The sequence below is a fragment of the Ramlibacter sp. G4-7 genome, from assembly GCF_057784995.1.
Genome location: NZ_JBYNTT010000014.1, coordinates 107,756 through 126,614, shown reverse-complemented (window position 1 = coordinate 126,614; position 18,859 = coordinate 107,756). Strand labels below are relative to the sequence as shown.

General features: G+C 68.9%; 16 protein-coding genes. 11 read left to right on the top strand and 5 right to left on the bottom strand.

The window, feature by feature from the left end:
• Positions 1 to 122: 122 nt before the first annotated feature.
• Positions 123 to 1,490, bottom strand: coding sequence for a signal recognition particle protein (gene ffh / locus AC3EGR_RS19280; protein WP_488548133.1), 1,368 nt, complete (start codon positions 1,488 to 1,490; stop codon positions 123 to 125).
• Positions 1,491 to 1,566: 76 nt separating this feature from the next.
• Here ffh and AC3EGR_RS19275 point away from each other — a divergent pair, with 76 nt between their 5' ends.
• The 9 genes from AC3EGR_RS19275 (at position 1,567) to AC3EGR_RS19235 (ending at position 12,502) form a co-directional block, all read left to right on the top strand.
• Positions 1,567 to 2,361 (top strand): cytochrome C assembly family protein, encoded by a 795-nt coding sequence (locus tag AC3EGR_RS19275; protein ID WP_488548132.1) that lies wholly within the window; start codon positions 1,567 to 1,569, stop codon positions 2,359 to 2,361.
• Positions 2,358 to 2,600 carry a PP0621 family protein gene (locus AC3EGR_RS19270; RefSeq protein WP_488548131.1) on the top strand — a complete coding sequence of 81 codons (243 nt, stop codon included), beginning with the start codon at positions 2,358 to 2,360 and terminating at the stop codon, positions 2,598 to 2,600. The genes AC3EGR_RS19275 and AC3EGR_RS19270 overlap by 4 nt, the downstream gene beginning before the upstream one ends.
• Before the next feature lie 5 nt (positions 2,601 to 2,605).
• Positions 2,606 to 4,327, top strand: a complete 1,722-nt coding sequence (locus AC3EGR_RS19265; protein WP_488548130.1) for a two-component system sensor histidine kinase NtrB — start codon at positions 2,606 to 2,608, stop codon at positions 4,325 to 4,327.
• Positions 4,327 to 5,805, top strand: a complete 1,479-nt coding sequence (locus tag AC3EGR_RS19260) for a sigma-54-dependent transcriptional regulator (protein WP_488548129.1) — start codon at positions 4,327 to 4,329, stop codon at positions 5,803 to 5,805. Before AC3EGR_RS19265 ends, AC3EGR_RS19260 begins: the two co-directional genes overlap by 1 nt.
• Positions 5,786 to 6,379, top strand: coding sequence for a 1,6-anhydro-N-acetylmuramyl-L-alanine amidase AmpD (gene ampD / locus AC3EGR_RS19255; protein WP_488548128.1), 594 nt, complete (start codon positions 5,786 to 5,788; stop codon positions 6,377 to 6,379). The genes AC3EGR_RS19260 and ampD overlap by 20 nt, the downstream gene beginning before the upstream one ends.
• Positions 6,380 to 6,636: 257 nt before the next feature.
• Entirely contained in the window at positions 6,637 to 9,591 is a 2,955-nt protein-coding gene (locus tag AC3EGR_RS19250) for a ribonucleoside-diphosphate reductase subunit alpha (protein WP_488548127.1), read from the top strand.
• 155 nt (positions 9,592 to 9,746) lie between these two features.
• Positions 9,747 to 10,970, top strand: coding sequence for a ribonucleotide-diphosphate reductase subunit beta (locus AC3EGR_RS19245; protein WP_488548126.1), 1,224 nt, complete (start codon positions 9,747 to 9,749; stop codon positions 10,968 to 10,970).
• Between the two features lie 188 nt (positions 10,971 to 11,158).
• The gene (locus AC3EGR_RS19240) at positions 11,159 to 11,689 is read left to right on the top strand and encodes a histone H1-like DNA-binding protein (protein WP_488548125.1); all 531 of its coding nucleotides are present in this window, start codon (positions 11,159 to 11,161) and stop codon (positions 11,687 to 11,689) included.
• Between the two features lie 276 nt (positions 11,690 to 11,965).
• Positions 11,966 to 12,502, top strand: a complete 537-nt coding sequence (locus AC3EGR_RS19235) for an alpha-ketoglutarate-dependent dioxygenase AlkB (RefSeq protein ID WP_488548124.1) — start codon at positions 11,966 to 11,968, stop codon at positions 12,500 to 12,502.
• A 35-nt stretch (positions 12,503 to 12,537) separates the two neighbouring features.
• Here the strand turns inward: AC3EGR_RS19235 and AC3EGR_RS19230 are convergent, their stop codons facing one another.
• Genes AC3EGR_RS19230 through AC3EGR_RS19220 form a run of 3 tightly spaced genes read right to left on the bottom strand, consistent with a single transcriptional unit; the run spans position 12,538 to position 15,037 of the window.
• Positions 12,538 to 13,185 (bottom strand): hypothetical protein, encoded by a 648-nt coding sequence (locus AC3EGR_RS19230; RefSeq protein WP_488548123.1) that lies wholly within the window; start codon positions 13,183 to 13,185, stop codon positions 12,538 to 12,540.
• Positions 13,182 to 14,231, bottom strand: a complete 1,050-nt coding sequence (locus tag AC3EGR_RS19225; protein ID WP_488548122.1) for an MlaD family protein — start codon at positions 14,229 to 14,231, stop codon at positions 13,182 to 13,184. Before AC3EGR_RS19225 ends, AC3EGR_RS19230 begins: the two co-directional genes overlap by 4 nt.
• 2 nt (positions 14,232 to 14,233) lie before the next feature.
• Positions 14,234 to 15,037, bottom strand: coding sequence for an MlaE family ABC transporter permease (locus tag AC3EGR_RS19220; protein WP_488548121.1), 804 nt, complete (start codon positions 15,035 to 15,037; stop codon positions 14,234 to 14,236).
• Positions 15,038 to 15,130: 93 nt separating this feature from the next.
• On the opposite strand from AC3EGR_RS19220, the gene gorA reads away from it, so the two are divergent.
• Positions 15,131 to 16,513 carry a glutathione-disulfide reductase gene (gene gorA / locus AC3EGR_RS19215; RefSeq protein ID WP_488548120.1) on the top strand — a complete coding sequence of 461 codons (1,383 nt, stop codon included), beginning with the start codon at positions 15,131 to 15,133 and terminating at the stop codon, positions 16,511 to 16,513.
• A 107-nt stretch (positions 16,514 to 16,620) separates the two neighbouring features.
• Positions 16,621 to 18,585 (top strand): FecR family protein, encoded by a 1,965-nt coding sequence (locus AC3EGR_RS19210; RefSeq protein WP_488548119.1) that lies wholly within the window; start codon positions 16,621 to 16,623, stop codon positions 18,583 to 18,585.
• Here AC3EGR_RS19210 and AC3EGR_RS19205 read toward each other — a convergent pair.
• Positions 18,578 to 18,838: a hypothetical protein gene (locus AC3EGR_RS19205; RefSeq protein ID WP_488548118.1), complete on the bottom strand. Its 261-nt coding sequence runs from the start codon at positions 18,836 to 18,838 to the stop codon at positions 18,578 to 18,580. The two genes, AC3EGR_RS19210 and AC3EGR_RS19205, sit on opposite strands and share 8 nt — an antisense overlap.
• Positions 18,839 to 18,859: the final 21 nt, after the last annotated feature.

The window sequence follows — 18,859 nt, the reverse complement described above, 5'->3', positions numbered from 1 at the left end:
TCGGGCATTCTTATGGGTGTTCATCCGGTTTGGAAATCTTGGTTGACGGGGGGTTTGGCGATTCCCAGTCTCTCAAAACCTCTCCGGGTGAACACCCGCAATAACCTATTGAACCTTCACAGCTAGAACGGCATCTTCGGCATCCCGCCCTTGCCCCCGCCCATGCGCCGCATGAGCTTCATCATCGCGCCGCCCTTCATCTTCTTCATCATCTGCTGCATCTGCTCGAACTCGTTGAGCAGGCGGTTGACCTCCTGGACCTGCACGCCGGCACCGGCGGCGATGCGGCGCTTGCGGGTCGCCTTGATGATCTCGGGCTTGCGGCGCTCCTTGGCGGTCATGGAGCAGATGATTCCTTCCTTGCGCCGGATGTCGCGTTCGGCCTTGTCCATGTCGACCTGGCCGGCCTTGGCCTGCACCTGCGCCGGCATCTTGTCCATCAGCGTGGACAGGCCGCCCATCTGCTTCATCTGGCGCAGCTGCATCAGGAAGTCCTCGAGGTCGAAGCCCTCCCCGCTCTTGACCTTGGCGGCGAGCTTCTGCGCCGCCTCCACGTCCACGCCGGCCTGCACCTGCTCCACCAGCGCGACGATGTCGCCCATGCCCAGGATGCGGCCCGCATGGCGTTCGGCATCGAACACCTCCAGGCCGTCGATCTTCTCGCTCACCCCCGCGAACTTGATGGGGGCGCCGGTCACCTGCCGCACCGACAGCGCCGCACCCCCGCGCGAGTCGCCGTCCAGCTTGGTGAGGATGATGCCGGTGAGCGGCAGCGCCTCCTTGAAGGCCTTGGCCGTGTTCACGGCGTCCTGGCCCTGCATGGCGTCGACGACGAACAGGGTCTCCACGGGCTTGAGCACCCCGTGCAGCTCCTTGATCTCGCGCATCATGGCTTCGTCGATGGCCAGCCGGCCGGCGGTGTCGACCAGCAGCACGTCGAAGTACTGCCGGCGCGCGTAGTCCACGGCGGCGCGGGCGATGTCCACCGGCTTCTGGTCCGGGGTGCTGGGGAACCACTCGGCCCCCGCCTGCTGCGTCACGGTCTTCAGCTGCTCGATGGCCGCCGGACGGTAGACGTCGCCGGAGACCGTCAGCACCTTCTTCTTGCGCTTTTCGATCAGGTGCTTGGCCAGCTTGGCCGTGGTGGTGGTCTTGCCGGCGCCCTGCAGGCCCGCCATCAGGATCACGGCGGGCGGCTGCGCGGCCAGGTTGATGTCGCTGATGCCCTCGCCCATGGTGGCGACGAGTTCGCGGTGCACGATGCCCACCAGCGCCTGGCCCGGGTTGAGCGAACCCACGACCTCCTGGCCGAGCGCCTTGTCCTTGACCCGGGCGATGAAGTCGCGCACCACGGGCAGGGCGACGTCGGCCTCGAGCAGGGCCATGCGGACCTCGCGCAGCATCTCCTGCACGTTGTCTTCGGTGATGCGGGCCTGGCCGCGCATCTGTTTGACGAGTCGGGAAAGTTTGTCGGAGAGGGCGGAGGCCATGGGGAAGTGGGGGATGCGCCACAGGCTTTCCAGGGGCGCGGGGGGGACGGCAAAAGCCAGGGGCTAAACTCGAAGCATGATTTTATCCAGTGCGGCCCCCGCCGGCGTGGTGGTCACGCTGGCGGCCGCCGCGGCCTACGCCGTGCCAGCCGCCGGCGCGGCGCGGCTGAGCGAGCCGGCCGCGCGCCGGACGCTGCTGGCCGCCTGGCTGCTGCATGCGGCCACGCTGGCGCTGGGGCTGATGACGGAGCCGCCGCGCTTCGGCTTCGCGCCGGCCCTGTCGGTCACGGCCTGGCTGGTGCTCACGGTCTACGCGGTCGAGAAGCAGATGTTCCCGCAGCTGCGCGCGCGCTGGGCCCTGGCCTTCCTCGGCGCCGCGGCGGTGCTGCTGGCGTGGGTCTTTCCCGGCTCGCCCCTGCACGTCTCGGCCTCGCCCTGGCTGCCCTTGCACTGGGCGCTGGGCGTCGCCGCCTATGGGCTGTTCGCGGCGGCCGCGGTCCACGCGTGGATGCTCCAACGCATGGAGAACAGCATCCGCCAGGGCGGCGACCAGGCCGGCCTGCCGCTGCTGACGCTGGAACGGCTCACGTTCCGCTTCGCGGCTGCGGGCTTCGTGCTGCTCACGGGCACGCTGGTGGCGGGCATCTTCTTCTCTGAGGTCCTGTACGGCCGCGCCTGGCGCTGGGACCACAAGACCGTGTTCTCGGTCCTGTCCTGGATCGTGTTCGCCGTGCTGCTGCTCGGCCGCCTGCGTTTCGGCCTGCGCGGTCGCCGCGCCGTCAACGTGATCTACGTCGGCTCCCTGTTGCTGCTGCTGGCCTACGTGGGCTCGCGCTTCGTGATGGAAGTCGTGCTGGGGCGGCCGGCGTGAAGTACCTCGTGCTGTTCGCGGTGCTGTTCATCGCCTACCTCGTCTGGCGCAACAACCGCGTGGAGCGCCGCGACGAGGAAACGCGCCGCCCCTCCCCTCCACGCGGCGAGCCGGGTGCGCCGCAGGAAATGGTCAGCTGCGCGCTCTGCGGGCTGCACCTGCCGCAGCCGGACGCGCTGCGGGGCGCGGACGGGCGCTTTTTCTGCAGCCAGGAGCACCGGCTGCGCGCCGGCGGCTGAGCGGCATGGCCCAGTCCTCCGGCCCGAACTCCACCTGGAGCCATTCCACGTGGACCTGGGACGTGCCGGTGTTGCTGCCGCGGCCGGAAACCTCGCCGTTCCACCGGCTGTGGCTCGGCTTCATGACGGCCCGCCTCGGCACCGCAGTGATGCTGCTGGTGCTGCTGGGCGGCCTGATGGCCAGCGGCGTCGCGCCCGTGAACTACTGGCAGCTGGCCTTGTGCGCCACCTATTTCGCCGCTTCCCTGGCGGTGCGCCTGTTTACCCGGCCGGTCGCACCCGGGCGCTCCTTCGATCCGCAGTGGGTCTCCACGATCGGCATCGACCTGCTGGCGTTCTCCACCCTGCATTTCCTGCAGGCGGCGGGCCTGAACTACTCGCCGCTGTTCGCGCTGCCGGTGCTCACCGCCTCGGTGCTCGGCTCCAGCCTGCTGGCCCTGGGCACGGCCGCGGGCGTGACCATGCTGCTGCTGGCGGACGGCTGGCTGCAATCGCTGGAGTTCGCCGAGCACACGTCGCGGCTGGTGCAGGCGGCGCTCACCGGCGGTGGCTACTTCGTCGTCGCCCTGCTCGCCAACCAGCTCGCCGTGCGGCTGGCGCGCGAGGAAATGTCGGCCCGCCAGAGCCTGTCGGCCGCGCGCACGCAGGCGCACGTCAACGAACTCGTCATCGACACGCTCACCGACGGACTGCTGGTGGTCGGCATGGACTGGCGCATCCATGCCGCCAACCCGGCGGCGCGCAGCCTGCTGGGATGGCAGGCGCGCGAGGCGCCCGCGTCGCTGGCGCTGGTGTCGCGTCCGGGCTGGAAGCCGCTGGCCGCGCTGGCACAGCGCACCTTCGACAGCGGCGACACGCAGACGGCGGAACTAGCCCTGGAGCTGGGACCCGGCGAGCGCCTGCACCTGAAGGTGCGCACCCGCCTGACGCCGCCGCAGGATCCGTACAGCCAGACCCTGTGCGTGATGTTCCTGCAGGACCTGCGCGAGGCCGAGGCGCAGCTGCGCACCGAGAAGCTGGCCGCCATGGGCCGCATGTCGGCCGCGGTGGCCCACGAGATCCGCAATCCGCTGGCGGCGATCTCGCAGGCCAACGGGCTGCTCGCCGAGGAACTCACCGAACCCGGCCACCAGCAGCTCGCGGCGCTGGTGGGCAAGAACACGCAGCGCCTGTCGCAGATCGTCGAGGAGATCCTGAACCTTGCGCGCGTCCAGGCGCCGACGACCGACTGGCTGGAACTGGACCAGGTTGCGGAGCATTTCGTGGCGGAGTGGCAACGCCACACGGGCGCGGGAGAACGCGTGCGCTGGTGCCCGGGCTCCAGCCCCGCCTGGGCCGCCTTCGACGGCGAACACCTGCGCCGCATCCTGGTGAACCTGCTCGATAACGCGCTGCGGTACGTCTCCGGTGCGCCGGGTGCGATCGTCGTCGCGACCGACCTGCACCTCGGGCAGGCCCGCATCACGGTGTGGAGCGACGGCGCTCCGCTGGACCCCGGCGTGCAGCGCCACCTGTTCGAGCCCTTCTTCTCCTCGCAAAGCCGCTCCAGCGGGCTGGGCCTGTACATCTGCCGCGAGCTGTGCGACCGGCACGGCGCGCTCATCACCTATGCGCGCACGAGCGCGCCGGACGCGAGCCGGCGCGACGGCAACGCCTTCACCGTGACATTCCGCACGCGCACGACCGTCGTGCCAGACGACGTACTGTTGGGCACAATACGCGCCTGATGGCTGCCGTCGCCTCTCCCGCCCACGTGCTCGTCGTCGACGACGAGCCGGACCTGCGCACCCTGTACGAACTCACGCTGCTGCGCGAGGGCTACCGCGTGGACGCGGCGGGCACGCTGGGCGAGGCCTGCGCGCTGCTGGACCAGCAGCGCTTCGATGCCGTGATCACCGACATGCGCCTGCCCGACGGGCTCGGGCTCGAGCTGCTGCAGCGGATGCTGTCGCAGCAGCGCCCCGAACGTTGCGTGGTGATGACGGCCTACGGCTCCGCGGAGAACGCGGTGGAAGCGCTCAAGGCCGGCGCCTTCGACTACCTCACCAAGCCGGTGGACTTGAAGCAGTTCCGCTCGGTGGTCGCTTCCGCCATCCAGGAATGCAGCGCGCCGGAGCGCCGCGCTTCCGGCGCGCCGCGCATCGCCACGCCGGCGGCGGAGCGCGCCGGCGGCCAGGGTGCGCTGATGCGGCTGGTGGGCGACTCGGAGCCCATGCGCCTGGTCAAGGAACGCATCGCCAAGGTCGCGCGCAGCATGGCGCCCGTGCTGGTGCGCGGCGAGTCCGGCACCGGCAAGGAGCTGGTCGCGCGCGCCGTGCACGCCTGCAGCCACCGCGCCGACGGCCCGTTCGTGGCCGTGAACTGCAGCGCCATTCCCGAGACGCTGCTGGAAGCGGAATTCTTCGGCGCCAAGAAGGGCTCGTACACGGGCGCCAGCGCCGACCGCGAAGGCTTCTTCCAGGCCGCGCAAGGCGGCACGCTCTTCCTCGACGAGATCGGCGACCTGCCGCTGCCCATGCAGTCCAAGCTGCTGCGCGCGATCCAGGAGCGCAGCGTGCGCGCGCTGGGATCGACCAGCGAGGAGAACGTGGACGTGCGCATCGTCAGCGCCACCCACAAGGACCTCGCGGCGGACGTGCAGGCCGGGCGCTTCCGCCAGGACCTGTTTTACCGCCTGAACGTCATCGAGATCCTGGTGCCGCCGCTGCGCGAGCGCCGCGAGGACCTGCCCATGCTGTGCGAGGCACTGCTCGCGCGCATCGCGCAGGAAACCGGCATGCCGGCGCCGCAGCTCTCGCCCCACGTGGTGGCGCAGCTGCAGGCGCATCCCCTTCCCGGCAACGTGCGCGAGCTGGAGAACCTGCTGCACCGCGCGCTGGCCCTGTCCGACGGCAGCCAGCTGCAGGTGGATTTCGCACCGACCTGCGCCAGCCCGGCGCCCGCCGCCGGATCCACATCTGCATCCGCGCCCGCTCCTGCCGCGGCCGCCGCCACGACGGCGGCCGACGTGCCGGCCGACCTGCAGGCCTACCTGGACCAGCAGGAGCGCGACATCCTGGTCAAGACGCTGCGCGATACCAACTTCAACCGCACCGCGGCGGCGCAGCGCCTGGGCCTGAGCCTGCGCCAGATCCGCTACCGGATCGCGCGCCTGGGCATCGCCACGCCGGGCGCCGAAGAGCCCGATGGCCCCGACGCCGCCTGAAGGGGGCGACCCGCTGTGGCGGGACGGCTGGTACCGCTTCGCGCACGCCGTCGCCTCCCCCAATTTCGGACCGCGCCCCGCGGACGCGGCGATCGACCTGGTCGTCGTGCACTCCATCAGCCTGCCGCCCGGGGTGTATGGCGGCGACGAGGTGCGGGCTTTGTTCACGAATACGCTGGATTGGAACGCGCACCCGTACTTCCAGCAGATCCGCGGCGCCCAGGTCTCGGCGCACTTCTTCATCCGCCGCGACGGCGCGCTGCTGCAGTTCGTCAGCTGCGACGCGCGCGCCTGGCACGCGGGGGCTTCGAGCTACCGCGGCCGCGCAAACTGCAACGACGACTCCATCGGCATCGAACTGGAGGGGCTCGAGGGCGGGAGCTTCGAGGCCGAACAGTACGAGGCGCTGGCCGTCGTCTGCGCCGCCATCGCGCAGCACTACCCGATCCGCCACATCGCGGGGCACGAGCACATCGCGCCCGGGCGCAAGAAGGATCCGGGCGAGAACTTCGACTGGGCGCAGCTGCAGCGCGGATTGGGCTGGCCGGACGCGATGTTTCCCGTGCGCGCCTAGGTTTTCCGGGCGCAGGTTGCTCGCGCACAACGCGGCCGCCGCGAAGCAGTTCACGGCCTGATCGCGCGCGATGGCGGGCAAACCCGCATCACAGGCGCTCCACAGCGTTGTCCACAGGTGGTGCACCGGTTTGTTCTCGTCAACCACTACATCTAGTGCTTGATGCTCCAGGGAACACTAGATATAGTGCCCCGCAAGAGAGGGGAAGCGTTGCATTGCGCCCCCCTCCCGCAGGACAAACGCAGAGAGGAACAAGCATGCAAGCTGCACTGGGCACCCCCATCACCACCCTCGGCGCCGCCACCGGCGCCGCTCCTTCGGCCGCTGCCGGCCAGGCCGACGCCGCGCCGCTGGCGCACTACCAGATCATCCGCCGCAACGGCGCGGTGGTCCCGTTCGAGCCGAACAAGATCGCGATCGCGATGATGAAGGCCTTCCTGGCGGTGCACGGCACCCAGGGCGCGGCCTCCGCCAGCGTGCGCGAGACGGTGGACGTGCTGACCCAGTCGGTGATCAAGGCGCTGGTGCGCTCGCGCCCGGGCGGCGGCACCTTCCACATCGAGGACATCCAGGACGCCGCCGAACTGGGCCTGATGCGCAGCGGCCACCACGAGGTCGCCCGCGCCTACGTCCTGTACCGCGAGCGCCGCTCCCAGGAGCGCGCCAAGCAGGCGCAGGACCAGGCGCCCGTCGCGCCGGAATTCCACGTCCTGGACCAGGGCCAGCGCGTGCCGCTGGACATCGCCGGCCTCAAGGCCCTGATCGTCGCTTCGTGCGCGGGCCTGGGCGCCGACGTCAAGCCGGACCCGATCGTCGCCGAGACCCAGCGCAACCTGTACGACGGCGTGCCGCTGGACGAGGTCTACAAGGCGTCCATCCTGGCCGCCCGCACGCTGATCGAGAAGGAGCCGGACTACACCTTCGTCACCGCCCGCCTGCTGCTGCACACGATCTTCAAGGAAGTGATCGGCCGCGAAGTGGCGCCGGCCGAGCGCGCCGAAGCCTACGCCGACAATTTCCCGCTGTTCATCAAGAAGGGCGTCGAGAACGAGCTGCTGGACGAGAAGCTGCTGCAGTTCGACCTGAAGAAGCTGGCCGGCGCGATCAAGGCCGAGCGCGACCTGAAGTTCGACTACCTGGGCCTGCAGACCCTGTACGACCGCTACTTCCTGCACGTGCGCAAGACCCGCATCGAGCTGCCGCAGGCCTTCTTCATGCGCGTGGCCATGGGCCTGTCGCTCAACGAGATCGACCGCGAAGCCCGCGCCATCGAGTTCTACGAAGTGCTCTCCAGCTTCGACTTCATGTCCTCGACGCCGACGCTGTTCAACGCCGGCTCGCTGCGCTCGCAGCTGTCCTCCTGCTACCTCACGACGGTGCCGGACGACCTGGACGGCATCTACGAATCGATCAAGGAAAACGCCCTGCTGTCCAAGTTCGCGGGCGGCCTGGGCAACGACTGGACGCGCGTGCGCGCCCTGGGCTCCCATATCAAGGGCACCAACGGCGAGTCGCAGGGCGTGGTCCCCTTCCTGAAGGTGGTCAACGACACCGCCGTGGCGGTGAACCAGGGCGGCAAGCGCAAGGGCGCCGTCTGCGCCTACCTGGAGTCCTGGCACCTGGACGCGGAAGAGTTCCTGGAACTGCGCAAGAACACCGGCGACGACCGCCGCCGCACCCACGACATGAACACGGCGAACTGGATTCCCGACCTGTTCATGCGCCGCGTGATGGAAAAGGGCGACTGGACCCTGTTCTCGCCCTCCTCGGTGCCCGACCTGCACGACAAGTTCGGCAAGGACTTCGAGAAGGCCTACCTGGCCTACGAGGAGAAGGCCAAGCGCGGCGAGATCAAGCCGAGCAAGACCATCCCGGCCAACGACCTGTGGCGCAAGATGCTCTCGATGCTGTTCGAGACCGGCCACCCCTGGATCACCTTCAAGGACGCCTGCAACGTGCGCTCGCCGCAGCAGCACGCCGGCGTGGTGCACTCGTCCAACCTGTGCACCGAGATCACCCTGAACACCTCGGACACCGAGACGGCCGTGTGCAACCTGGGTTCGGTGAACCTGCTGCAGCACCTGAAGGACGGCAAGGTCGACCAGGAAAAGCTCAAGCGCACGATCACCACGGCGATGCGGATGCTCGACAACGTGATCGACATCAACTACTACGCCGTCAAGAAGGCCCGTGACTCCAACATGCGGCACCGCCCGGTCGGCCTGGGCGTGATGGGATTCCAGGACGCGCTGTACGAGCTGCGCATCCCCTACGCCTCCAAGGACGCGATCCAGTTCGCCGACGAGTCCATGGAAGCCGTCTGCTACTACGCCTACTGGGCCTCGACGGAACTGGCGCGCGAGCGCGGCAAGTACTCCAGCTACAAGGGTTCGCTGTGGGACAAGGGCGTGCTGCCCCTGGACACCCTGGACCTGCTGGCGGACGCCCGCGGCGAGCAGTACGTGGACGTCGACCGTTCCGCCACCCTGGACTGGGACGCGCTGCGCAGGAAGATCGCCGCCGACGGCATGCGCAACAGCAACTGCGTGGCCATCGCCCCCACCGCGACCATCTCCAACATCATCGGCGTGGATGCCTCGATCGAGCCGTGCTTCGGCAACCTCTCGGTCAAGTCCAACCTGTCCGGCGAGTTCACGGTGATCAACCACTACCTGGTGCGCGACCTCAAGCGCCTGGGCCTGTGGGACGACGTGATGGTCATGGACCTGAAGCACTTCGACGGCTCGCTGCGCCCCATCGACCGGGTGCCGCAGGAGATCAAGGCGCTGTACGCGACCGCCTTCGAGGTCGAGCCGGTGTGGCTGGTGGAAGCCGCCGCCCGCCGCCAGAAGTGGATCGACCAGGCCCAGTCGCTGAACATCTACATGGCCGGCGCCTCGGGCAAGAAGCTGGACGAGACCTACAAGCTCGCCTGGCTGCGCGGCCTCAAGACCACCTACTACCTGCGCACGACCAGCGCGACGCAGGCGGAGAAGTCGACCATCCAGTCGGGTCGCCTGAACGCGGTGAGCAACGGCAACGGCGCCGGCGGAATGCACGCGGCGCACAGCGGCCAGGGCGCGATGAGCGCGATGGAAGCGGCGGCGGCGGCGGCGCGCGCGCAGATCGATGCGGTCACCGGCGGCGCGACGCCGGCCACCGACATCAAGTTCTGCGGCGTCGACGATCCGACCTGCGAGGCGTGCCAGTGATCGCGCACGACGCGCAGATCACGTCGAAATGAACCGAGGTATCGGCGTTCTCCGACAGAACGTCGATGTAAGCAAGCAACAAAATGCGACGCGGATGTGAACAGACACTTTGATTCACGCATCCGCGCTCGCATAATCCGAGCACTGGAACACCTATGTTGACCTGGGACGACGAAGTCACGCCCACACCGTCAAAGCCTGCCAAGAGCGGTTCGCCGATGAACCGCGAGGCATCCGTTTCCATTCCCCAGCCTGCACTGCGCACTCTCGACGACGGCGCGACCGTCGCTCCGGTGATCGCCCCCATCGTCACGCAAGCGGCGATCAAGGTGCAGGCGGGCCCCGCGCCGGCCACCAGCACGCGCCGCGTGCAGGCGGCGGACAAGCGCATCATCAACGGCCAGACCGACGTCAACCAGCTCGTCCCCTTCAAGTACAAGTGGGCCTGGGAGAAGTACCTGGCGACCTGCGCCAACCACTGGATGCCGCAGGAAGTGAACATGAACCGCGACATCGCCCTGTGGAAGGACCCGAACGGGTTGTCCGAGGACGAGCGCCGCATCATCAAGCGCAACCTCGGCTTCTTCGTCACTGCCGACTCGCTGGCCGCCAACAACATCGTGCTGGGCACCTACCGGCACGTGACGGCGCCCGAAGCCCGCCAGTTCCTGCTGCGCCAGGCCTTCGAGGAAGCGATCCACACCCACGCCTACCAGTACATCGTGGAGTCGCTGGGCCTGGACGAGAGCGAGATCTTCAACGCCTACCATGAGGTGCAGTCGATCCGGGACAAGGACGAGTTCCTGATCCCCTTCATCGACGCGATCATGGATCCCAACTTCCACACCGGCACGCCGGAAACCGACCAGACGCTCCTCAAGAGCCTGATCGTGTTCGCCTGCCTGATGGAAGGCCTGTTCTTCTATGTCGGCTTCACCCAGATCCTGGCGCTGGGCCGGCAGAACAAGATGACCGGCGCCGCCGAGCAGTACCAGTACATCCTGCGCGACGAGTCGATGCACTGCAATTTCGGCATCGACCTGATCAACACCATCAAGCTCGAGAACCCGCACCTGTGGACCGCCGACTTCAAGGCGGAGATCAAGGGCCTGTTCCTCAAAGCTGTCGAACTCGAGTACCGCTACGCCGAGGACACCATGCCCCGCGGCGTGCTGGGACTCAACGCCTCCATGTTCAAGGGCTACCTGCGCTACATCGCCAACCGGCGCGCCACGCAGATCGGCCTGGAAGCGCTTTTCCCGAACGAGGAAAACCCCTTCCCCTGGATGAGCGAGATGATTGACCTGAAGAAAGAGCGCAACTTCTTCGAGACCCGCGTGATTGAATACCAGACGGGTGGAGCTCTTTCCTGGGATTGACGGCAACTGCGAGTAGTTTGGGTTTGACACCCGCACGCACCACGGCACGAAGAGGCCGGGCGTGGCGGGTGAAGGTGTTCGTGGGGCTGGGCCGCGTGCCCAACCGCATGGATCGCTTCGCGCCACCAACAATGCGTGAAGTGCTTCTTTGGTTGATGTTTGTATCAACGTAAACAGGAGATAGTGACATGGCAACTGCGAAGAAAACCGCCGCGAAGAAGGCTCCGGCCCGCAAGTCGGCTGCGAAGAAGGCTACCGCGAAGAAGGCTACCGCGAAGAAGACGACGGCGAAGCGCCCGGCCGCCAAGAAGGCTGCCGCGAAGCGTCCGGCCGCGAAGAAGGCCGCTGCGAAGCGTCCGGCCGCCAAGAAGGCTGCCGCGAAGCGTCCGGCGGCGAAGAAGGCCGCTGCGAAGCGCCCGGCTGCGAAGAAGTCGGCTGCCAAGAAGACCACGGCCAAGAAGTCGGCTGCGAAGAAGAGCACCGCCCGCAAGGCGACTGCGAAGAAGAGCACCGCCAAGAAGGCCGCCAAGAAGTCCTCCGGCGGCGCGAAAAAGGCTGCGAAAGCGCCTGCTGCGAAGAAGGCTCCTGCGAAGCGGGCGTCCAAGCCTGCAGCGAAGTCGAACGGCGGCTCCTCCGCCCCGGCTGCGGCGGCTCCTGCGGCTCAGACCACTCTGAACCCGCAAGCTGCCTGGCCGTTTCCGACGGCTGCCAAGCCTTAAGGCAGATCACGGGCGAAGCGCTTTGCGTTTCGCCCGTGGACGGCTGGTTCGTTCGAAAACCCGCGGCTCACGCCGCGGGTTTTTTATTTGTTCACTTCGATAAGACCGCGAAGCGGCCTTTTCGAAGTGGCCTGATCGGTGCGAGGGGGACCGCGCTGCATGTTATTCCGCGCGGTCCACGTGCCCCTGCGGGGAGGGGCCGCGAGGTAAGCTGGGGCGATGAGTGAGTCCCAGAGAGACTTGTTCGGTGCAGCGCCGCTCGCCTTGCCGCCGGGCATGCGGTACGAAGCAGAGTTCCTCACGCGCGAGGAGGAATCGGCGCTCGTCGCGACCATCGCGGCGCTGCCGCTGGCGCCCATGCAATACCAGCAGTACACCGCCCGCCGCAAGGTCGTGAGCTATGGCGGCCAGTACGACTTCAGCGCCCAGCAACTGAACGCCGCCGAGCCCCTGCCGGCGTGGCTGGACGCGCTGCGCGCACGCGCGGGCGCCTGGGCCGGCGTCGCGCCGGAGCACTTCACGCAGGCGCTGATCGCCGCTTATGAGCCGGGGACGCCGCTGGGCTGGCACCGGGACGTGCCGGACTTCGAGGACGTCGTCGGCGTCTCCCTGCACGACGAGGCGGTGATGCGCTTCCGGCCGTATCCGCACGTGGTCGGCCGCAAGGCCGAGGGCTTCAAGCTAGTGCTGCCGCCGCGCTCGATCTACCTGCTGCGCGGTGCGTCGCGCTGGGAGTGGCAGCACAGCGTGTCGCCGACGAAGGCGCTGCGGTATTCGATCACCTTGCGGACGGCGTCGGGACGGCGGGGGTGAGTTGACCGCAGGGGCTCGCTTCGCTCACCGTCCGATCACTTCTGCTCTGCCGCCAGCTGCATCCGCCGCCGCAGCCGCGCGGCTTCCTCCGTCGCCCCGGCCTTCTCGGCGCGCATGGCCTGCGCGCCGAGCCAGGCCATGACGCTGCGGCGCCAGCCCTGCTCGGAGGCGGTGTCCACCGCGACCTGCAGCACCTCGGGATCCGCCTTCTCGGTGCGCAGCAGCACGCCCGCGGCAACCAGGCGCGGCAGCGGTTCCTTGATGCCCTTGAGCGCCGCGGCGCCGCCCTGCCCGCCCGCAATGCCCCGGTAGGGCTCGGGCAGCATCTTGGCCTGCTCGGGCGCGGCCGTTCCCGCGAGGAAATCGGCGTAGGCGCGCTCGGTGTCCGACGCGTCGGCGCGCAGGCGCTCGAAGCCCGTGCAAGGCGCGAAGTCCAGGCTGGCCACCTGAACGGCGCAGCGCGTGAGCTCGGCGCGCGCGACCAGCGCCGGCTGCGCGGTGCTCGCCACCTCGCTGCGAAAGCGGGTGAATTCGGAGCCGGCAACCCGGTCGTTGCCCGAGAGATAGGCGCGCTCGTAGCGGTCCTGCGCGCCGTCGGCGTTGACCAGCCAGTCCGGCTGGCGCGGCTTGCTGCCGCAGGCGGCGAGCGATGCCGCCAGCGCGAAGGTCAGGAGGATCCTCATGGCAGTTCGATCTTCCGTTCCTTGGCGAAAGGCCACTTGCGGTTGAGGTCGTTGATCAGGTCCTCGATCTTGCGCAGGTTCGCCTCCACGTCGCCGCGCAGGCTGCCCAGGTCCTCGGTGGCCTTGTTCACGTTGCCGGCGATGCCCTGGGCTTCCTTGAGCACGGAATCCACGCGCTGCAGGCTGCCGCGCGCATCGGTGAGCAGCGCATTCATCTGCCGCACGGTGGACTGCGCGTCGGTGGCGATGCCTTGCGGGCCGAACACGCGGGTGTCCGCGTTCGAGACCAGCCGGTCGCCGTTGGCGGCCAGCCGCTGGATCTGCGCCATCGCCGTGTTGGCGCGCTCCACCGCCGCCACCAGCTTGCGCGCGTCCTCCTCGTTGCCGAAGATCGCGTGCAGCGCGCCCTGGCGGCTTTGCAGCTTGTTGGTGAAGACCTGCAGGTTCGCCAGCGAGCGGTTCAGTTCCGAGTTCTGGGCGGTCAGCTGGTTCAGGTTGTCCAGCACGTCCTTGGTCGCGCCGATGACGCGGCCCACTTCCTCGTTGAAGTCACCCCGCAGCACGGGGCGCTCGGCGCCGTCCGGCAGCGCGGGGTCGGTCAGGATGCCGCTGTAGGCGCGCAGCTGCGTCGCGCCGATGATCGGCTTGATCAGCGTGAACACGCTGGAGGTGCGCAGCCACTTGGACTCCTTCTCCAGCACGTCGATCTCGATGCGCACGTTGCCCTTCTCGCCCAGCCCCACCCTCTTCACCGTGCCGATCGGAAAGCCGGAGAAGGTCAGGTCCATGCCGGCCACCACCCCCTCGGCGTTGTCGGTCACCAGCACCAGGTGCTGCTTGGGGTCGAAGAAGCCGCGCGCGCGCAGCAGGAACAGGGCGGAGGCGATGATCAGGCCGATGGTGAAGGCCAGCAGCAGCGTGGCCTTCATCTCCAGGTGCCGCACCGGCACGTTCTTGGCGGCGGGTTCCGACTTCTGGACGGAGGTCTCGGGCTGCGGCGGTGCGGTGGGGCCCGGCGGGGGCGTGCGCGTGGGATCCTGGGCCATGGTCAGATGTAGTTGCCCACCAGGGAGGCCGCTTCCAGGATCAGCAGCACGCCGAACATGCGCACCAGGCCCTGCAGCGCCGCGCTTTCGCGCGAGCCGTCGTCCTCGATGTTGTTCAGGCCCGAGGCCATGGGGATGACCGACACGGCGATGGCGAAGAGCAAGGTCTTGAAGGAAAAGACGAAGGCGAACAGCGGGTCGAACACGCGGCCCGCCATGTGGGTGTAGGCCTGCACGCCCGCCATGGTGAAGCCATAGACGGCGAGGTAGGCGAGCATGCCCGCCACGACGCAGCTGAGCGCCGCAAGCGTGATGCACGCGAAGATGCCGGCCAGCAGCCGCGGCAGCACCTCCACGGCGATCGGGTCCATGCGCTGGCGCCGCAGGGTGCGGAAGTGGCCGATGCGCCGCATTTCGACCAGCGCCGCGCCGCTGGGGATGGTGGTGCGCAGCGCCACGAACAGCGCCGCCGTCAGCGGGATCAGTTCCACCACGAGCACCCGCACGACCATTTCCAGCGCATATTGCGACAGGCCGTAGTTGGACGCGGTGACCACCACGATGCGGGTGATGATGACGGTGAACAGCGCGATGAGGACCGTGAACCAGCCGAGAATGGGCGCCGTGTCCACGTACATGTGGCGCGCCAGGTTGTAGCGGGTCTGGGGGCCGTAGCTTTGCGGCGAAAGCGCACGCACCACCATCACGGCCCCGAAGAAGGTGATGCGCGCCCATGCCGCGGCCCAGCGCACCGGCGCCAGGCTGGTGTGGCCCACGGTGCGGTACCAGGTCGACCAGTGCGTCATGGCGCGATGGTAATGGCGCGGCTGGGCCAGCCTCGTAAGGCACGGCCTACAGTTGAGCCTGCCCAGCCTTGAACAGCGAGCAAAGGAGCGGTGATGAGCAATTTCGACTGCGACCTCTTCGTCGTGGGCGGCGGCAGCGGGGGTGTGCGGGCGGCCCGGATGGCGGCCCAGCGTGGCGCGCGCGTCGTGCTGGCGGAGGCGGCGGCGCTGGGCGGCACCTGCGTCAACGTGGGCTGCATTCCCAAGAAACTCTATAGCCACGCGGCCGAGTACGCGGACCACTTCCGCGATGCGGCCGGCTTCGGCTGGGACGTGAAGCCCGCTCGCCTGGACTGGCAGCGCCTGAAGAAGAACCGCGCCCAGGAGATCGCGCGCCTGAACGGCGTCTACGAGAACCTGCTGCGCAACGCGGGCGTGGAACTCGTGCGGGGCTGGGCGAGCTTGTGTGACGCGCAGACCGTGCAGGTGGCGCTCGGCGACGGGGCGCGGCGCTGGCGCGCACGCCACATCCTCGTCGCGACCGGCGGCACACCCTCCGTCCCGCACTTCCCCGGACGGGAGCACGTGCTCACATCCGACCAGATGTTCGACCTCGAGCCCTTCCCGAAGCGGCTGGTGGTCGTGGGTGGCGGCTACATCGCCTGCGAGTTCGCGTCGATCTTCCAGGGGCTGGGGGCGCAGGTCACGCAGTTGTACCGGGGCGAGCAGATCCTGCGCGGCTTCGACGAGGACGTGCGCACCTTTCTCGCCCAGGAACTGGCCAGGCACGGCCTGGACCTGCGCCTGCGCGCCGACGTGGACGCGGTGGAGCGAACCGGCGGCGGCCTGCGCGTGCGCCTCGAGAACGGCGAGGTGCTGGAGGCCGACGCCGTGTTGTATGCGACCGGGCGCGTCCCCAACATCGCCGGCCTGGGCCTGGAGGCCGCGGGGTTGCGCCCCTCGCCCCACGGCGCGATCGTGGTGGACGAGCGGTTTCGCACCGCGGTGCCGTCCATCCTGGCCGTCGGCGACGTCATCGCCCGGGTGCAGCTCACGCCGGTGGCGCTGGCCGAAGCCATGCTGGTCGTCGACCAGTTGTTCGGCAACGGCGAGCGCGGCCTGGCCTACGAACTCGTGCCCACCGCCGTCTTCACGCATCCGTCCGTCGCCACTGTCGGCCTCACGGAGCGGCAGGCGCGCGAGCGCCATGGCCAGGTGCGCATCTTCCGCGCCGACTTCCGGGTGCTGCGCCACACCTTGAGCGGCAATCCGGAGCGCACGCTCATGAAACTGGTGGTCGACGCGGCGACGGACCGGGTCGTCGGCTTGCACATGGTCGGCGCCGAAGCCGGAGAGATCGTCCAGGGCTTTGCGGTGGCCATGCAGGCCGGCGCCACCAAGGCGGTCTTCGACCGGACGATCGGCATCCATCCGACGGCGGCCGAAGAATTCGTGACGATGCGGGAGCCAGTCGTCGCGAAGTTCCCCGAACCCTGAGCACCGCACGTGACAACTTCACGATAGCGGTTCGTACTAGGAAAAATACCAAGAGCTTTACACGCGCTTGGCATGTTTTTTCCGTGGCTCAGGCGTTCAATACTTGCATGAACGCACTGCAGAAAAACACCGGCGCGAGGGGCTGCCGCCGGTTAAGCCGCGGACTGGCAGCCCTGGCACTCGCGTTGGGCGGGGGTGCGTTGGCCCAGGACGTGGTCAACGTCCCCGCGGCACACCTGCACCACGCGGAGGGCTCGGTGGCCTATGCGCCGCAGGGCGACAAGGAGTGGCACGACGTGCAGCCGCGCCGCCTGCTCAAACGCGGTGATCGCCTGTGGACGGACCGCGGCTCGCGCGCCGAGTTGCAGGCGGGCGGCCACGCGGTGCGCCTCAATGGCGAGACGCAGATGGTGCTGGAGAACGTGGGCGAGACCGCGACGATGCTCAGCCTGACCCAGGGCTCCCTCGCGGCGACCGTCACGCACATGAATCCGGGCGACAGCTTCGAGGTCGGCACGCCCAACCTCGCCTTCCGCGCGCGCCAGCCCGGGGACTACCGCATCGACGTGGACCTGAAGGCCGGCGTCACGCGCATCGTGGTGCTCTCCGGTTCCGGCGTGGTCTATGGCGAGAAGGGCGAGGCGCTGGAAGTGAAGAAGGGCCAGCGCGTGAGCTTCAAGGATCGCACCCTCGCGCGCGTGCCGCAGGGCGCCTTCGCCGCCACCGACGATTTCGACAAGTGGACCGGCGCCCGCCGCCGCGGCGAGCCCACCGTGAGCATGCCCAACGTGGCCCAGGCCCAGCCCGTTGCGCCCGCGGCGCCGGCGTACGTGAACAAGGGCAAGGAGATCATCATCTCCGGGCCGGCCTCGTCGCTGCCCGGTGCGCGTTCCGCGGCCGCCGTGCGCGCCGCCGCGCAGCCACAGCCACAGCCACAGCCACAGGCACAGGCAGCGGCGCAGGCGTCCGCCCAGGCCCCGGCGAATCCCGCGCATTCGCTGCCCCAGGCCGCGTCCCCGGCGTCGCAGCTGGCCAAGGCGCAACCGCTGCCGAACGCCGCGGTGATGCCGCCGCCCGTATCGGCGATGCCCCTGCGCGTGACGGCCCCCGGCAGCGCGGTTGCGTCCTCCACGCCCGCCGCTTCGCTCAAGGCCGAAGCCGAAGCCCGCGCGCGTGCGCAGGTCGAAGCGGCCGCACAGGCCGCCCGTGAGCAGGCCGAGCGCGAACGCGTCGCCCAGCAGCGCGAGGAAGAGCGCCGCGCCGCGGCCGCGCGTGCCGACGTGGAGCGCCGCGCCGCGGCCCTGGCGGAAGAAAAGCGCGCCGAAAGCCAGCGGCGCGCCGCCGCCGCCGAAGCCAGGCGGGTCGAGAGCGAGAAGCGCATTGCCGCCGCTGAAGCCAAGCGGGTGGAAAGCGAGAAGCGCGCCGCAGCGGCCGCCGAAGCCAGGCGCGCCGAGACCGAGCGGCTGGCTGCGGCCGCGGCCGAAGCGAAGCGCGCCGAGGCGAGGCGCATCGAGAACGACAAGCGCGTGGCCGCGGCCTCCGACGGCAAGCGCGGCGAGGAGCGGCGCCGCGCCCAGGCCAGGCGGGCGGAGGAAGAGCGCCACGCGGCCGCCCAGGCGAAGAAGGAACAGGAAGCCAGGCGCGTCGCCGCGGCCAGGCACGCCGAGGAAGAACGGCGGGCAGCCGCGAAGAGGGCCGAAGAGGAAAAGCGGCTGGCGGCCGCTCGCAAGGCCGAGGCGCAGAAGATCGCTGAAGCACGCAAGCAGCAGCTCGCCCGCCTGCAGGAACAGGCCCGTCGCGAGGAGCAGAGCGTGCAGGCGCGCCGTGAACAGGCGGCACGCCGCGCGGAAGACGATCGCCGGGAAGACCAAGCCCGCCGCGAAGACCAGGCACGCCGTGATGAAGCTGCGCACCGCGAGGAGGACTTGCGTCGCCAGCGCGCGCTGGTGGAGCAGGCGCGCCGCGAGCAGGAAAAGAAGGACCAGGAAGTCTGGCTGCGCCAGCAGCAGTACTACCAGCCGCAGCCCGTGCGGCCGGCACCCATGGGCGTGCCGGCGCGAAGGGTCAGTTGACGCCGCGGCGCGTGTAGGTGCGGGTCACCGGCGCCGCCTTCTCTTCTTCCGGCGGCAGGTAGATCGTGGTGCGGTCGATCTTGGCGTCGAAGGCCGCGATCTCGGCGGTCGCGCAGCGGATCACGGCGCGATCGAGGGGATGACACGTACGCTGGCTCAGTTTGGTCAGGGACTCGGAACGGTCGATGTAGTCACGGACCTGGGCGGGATCGACCATCAGGGCGAACGGATTGGCGGCCAACGCTGTCGTCATTTTCTTGCACTCCTTGCTTGA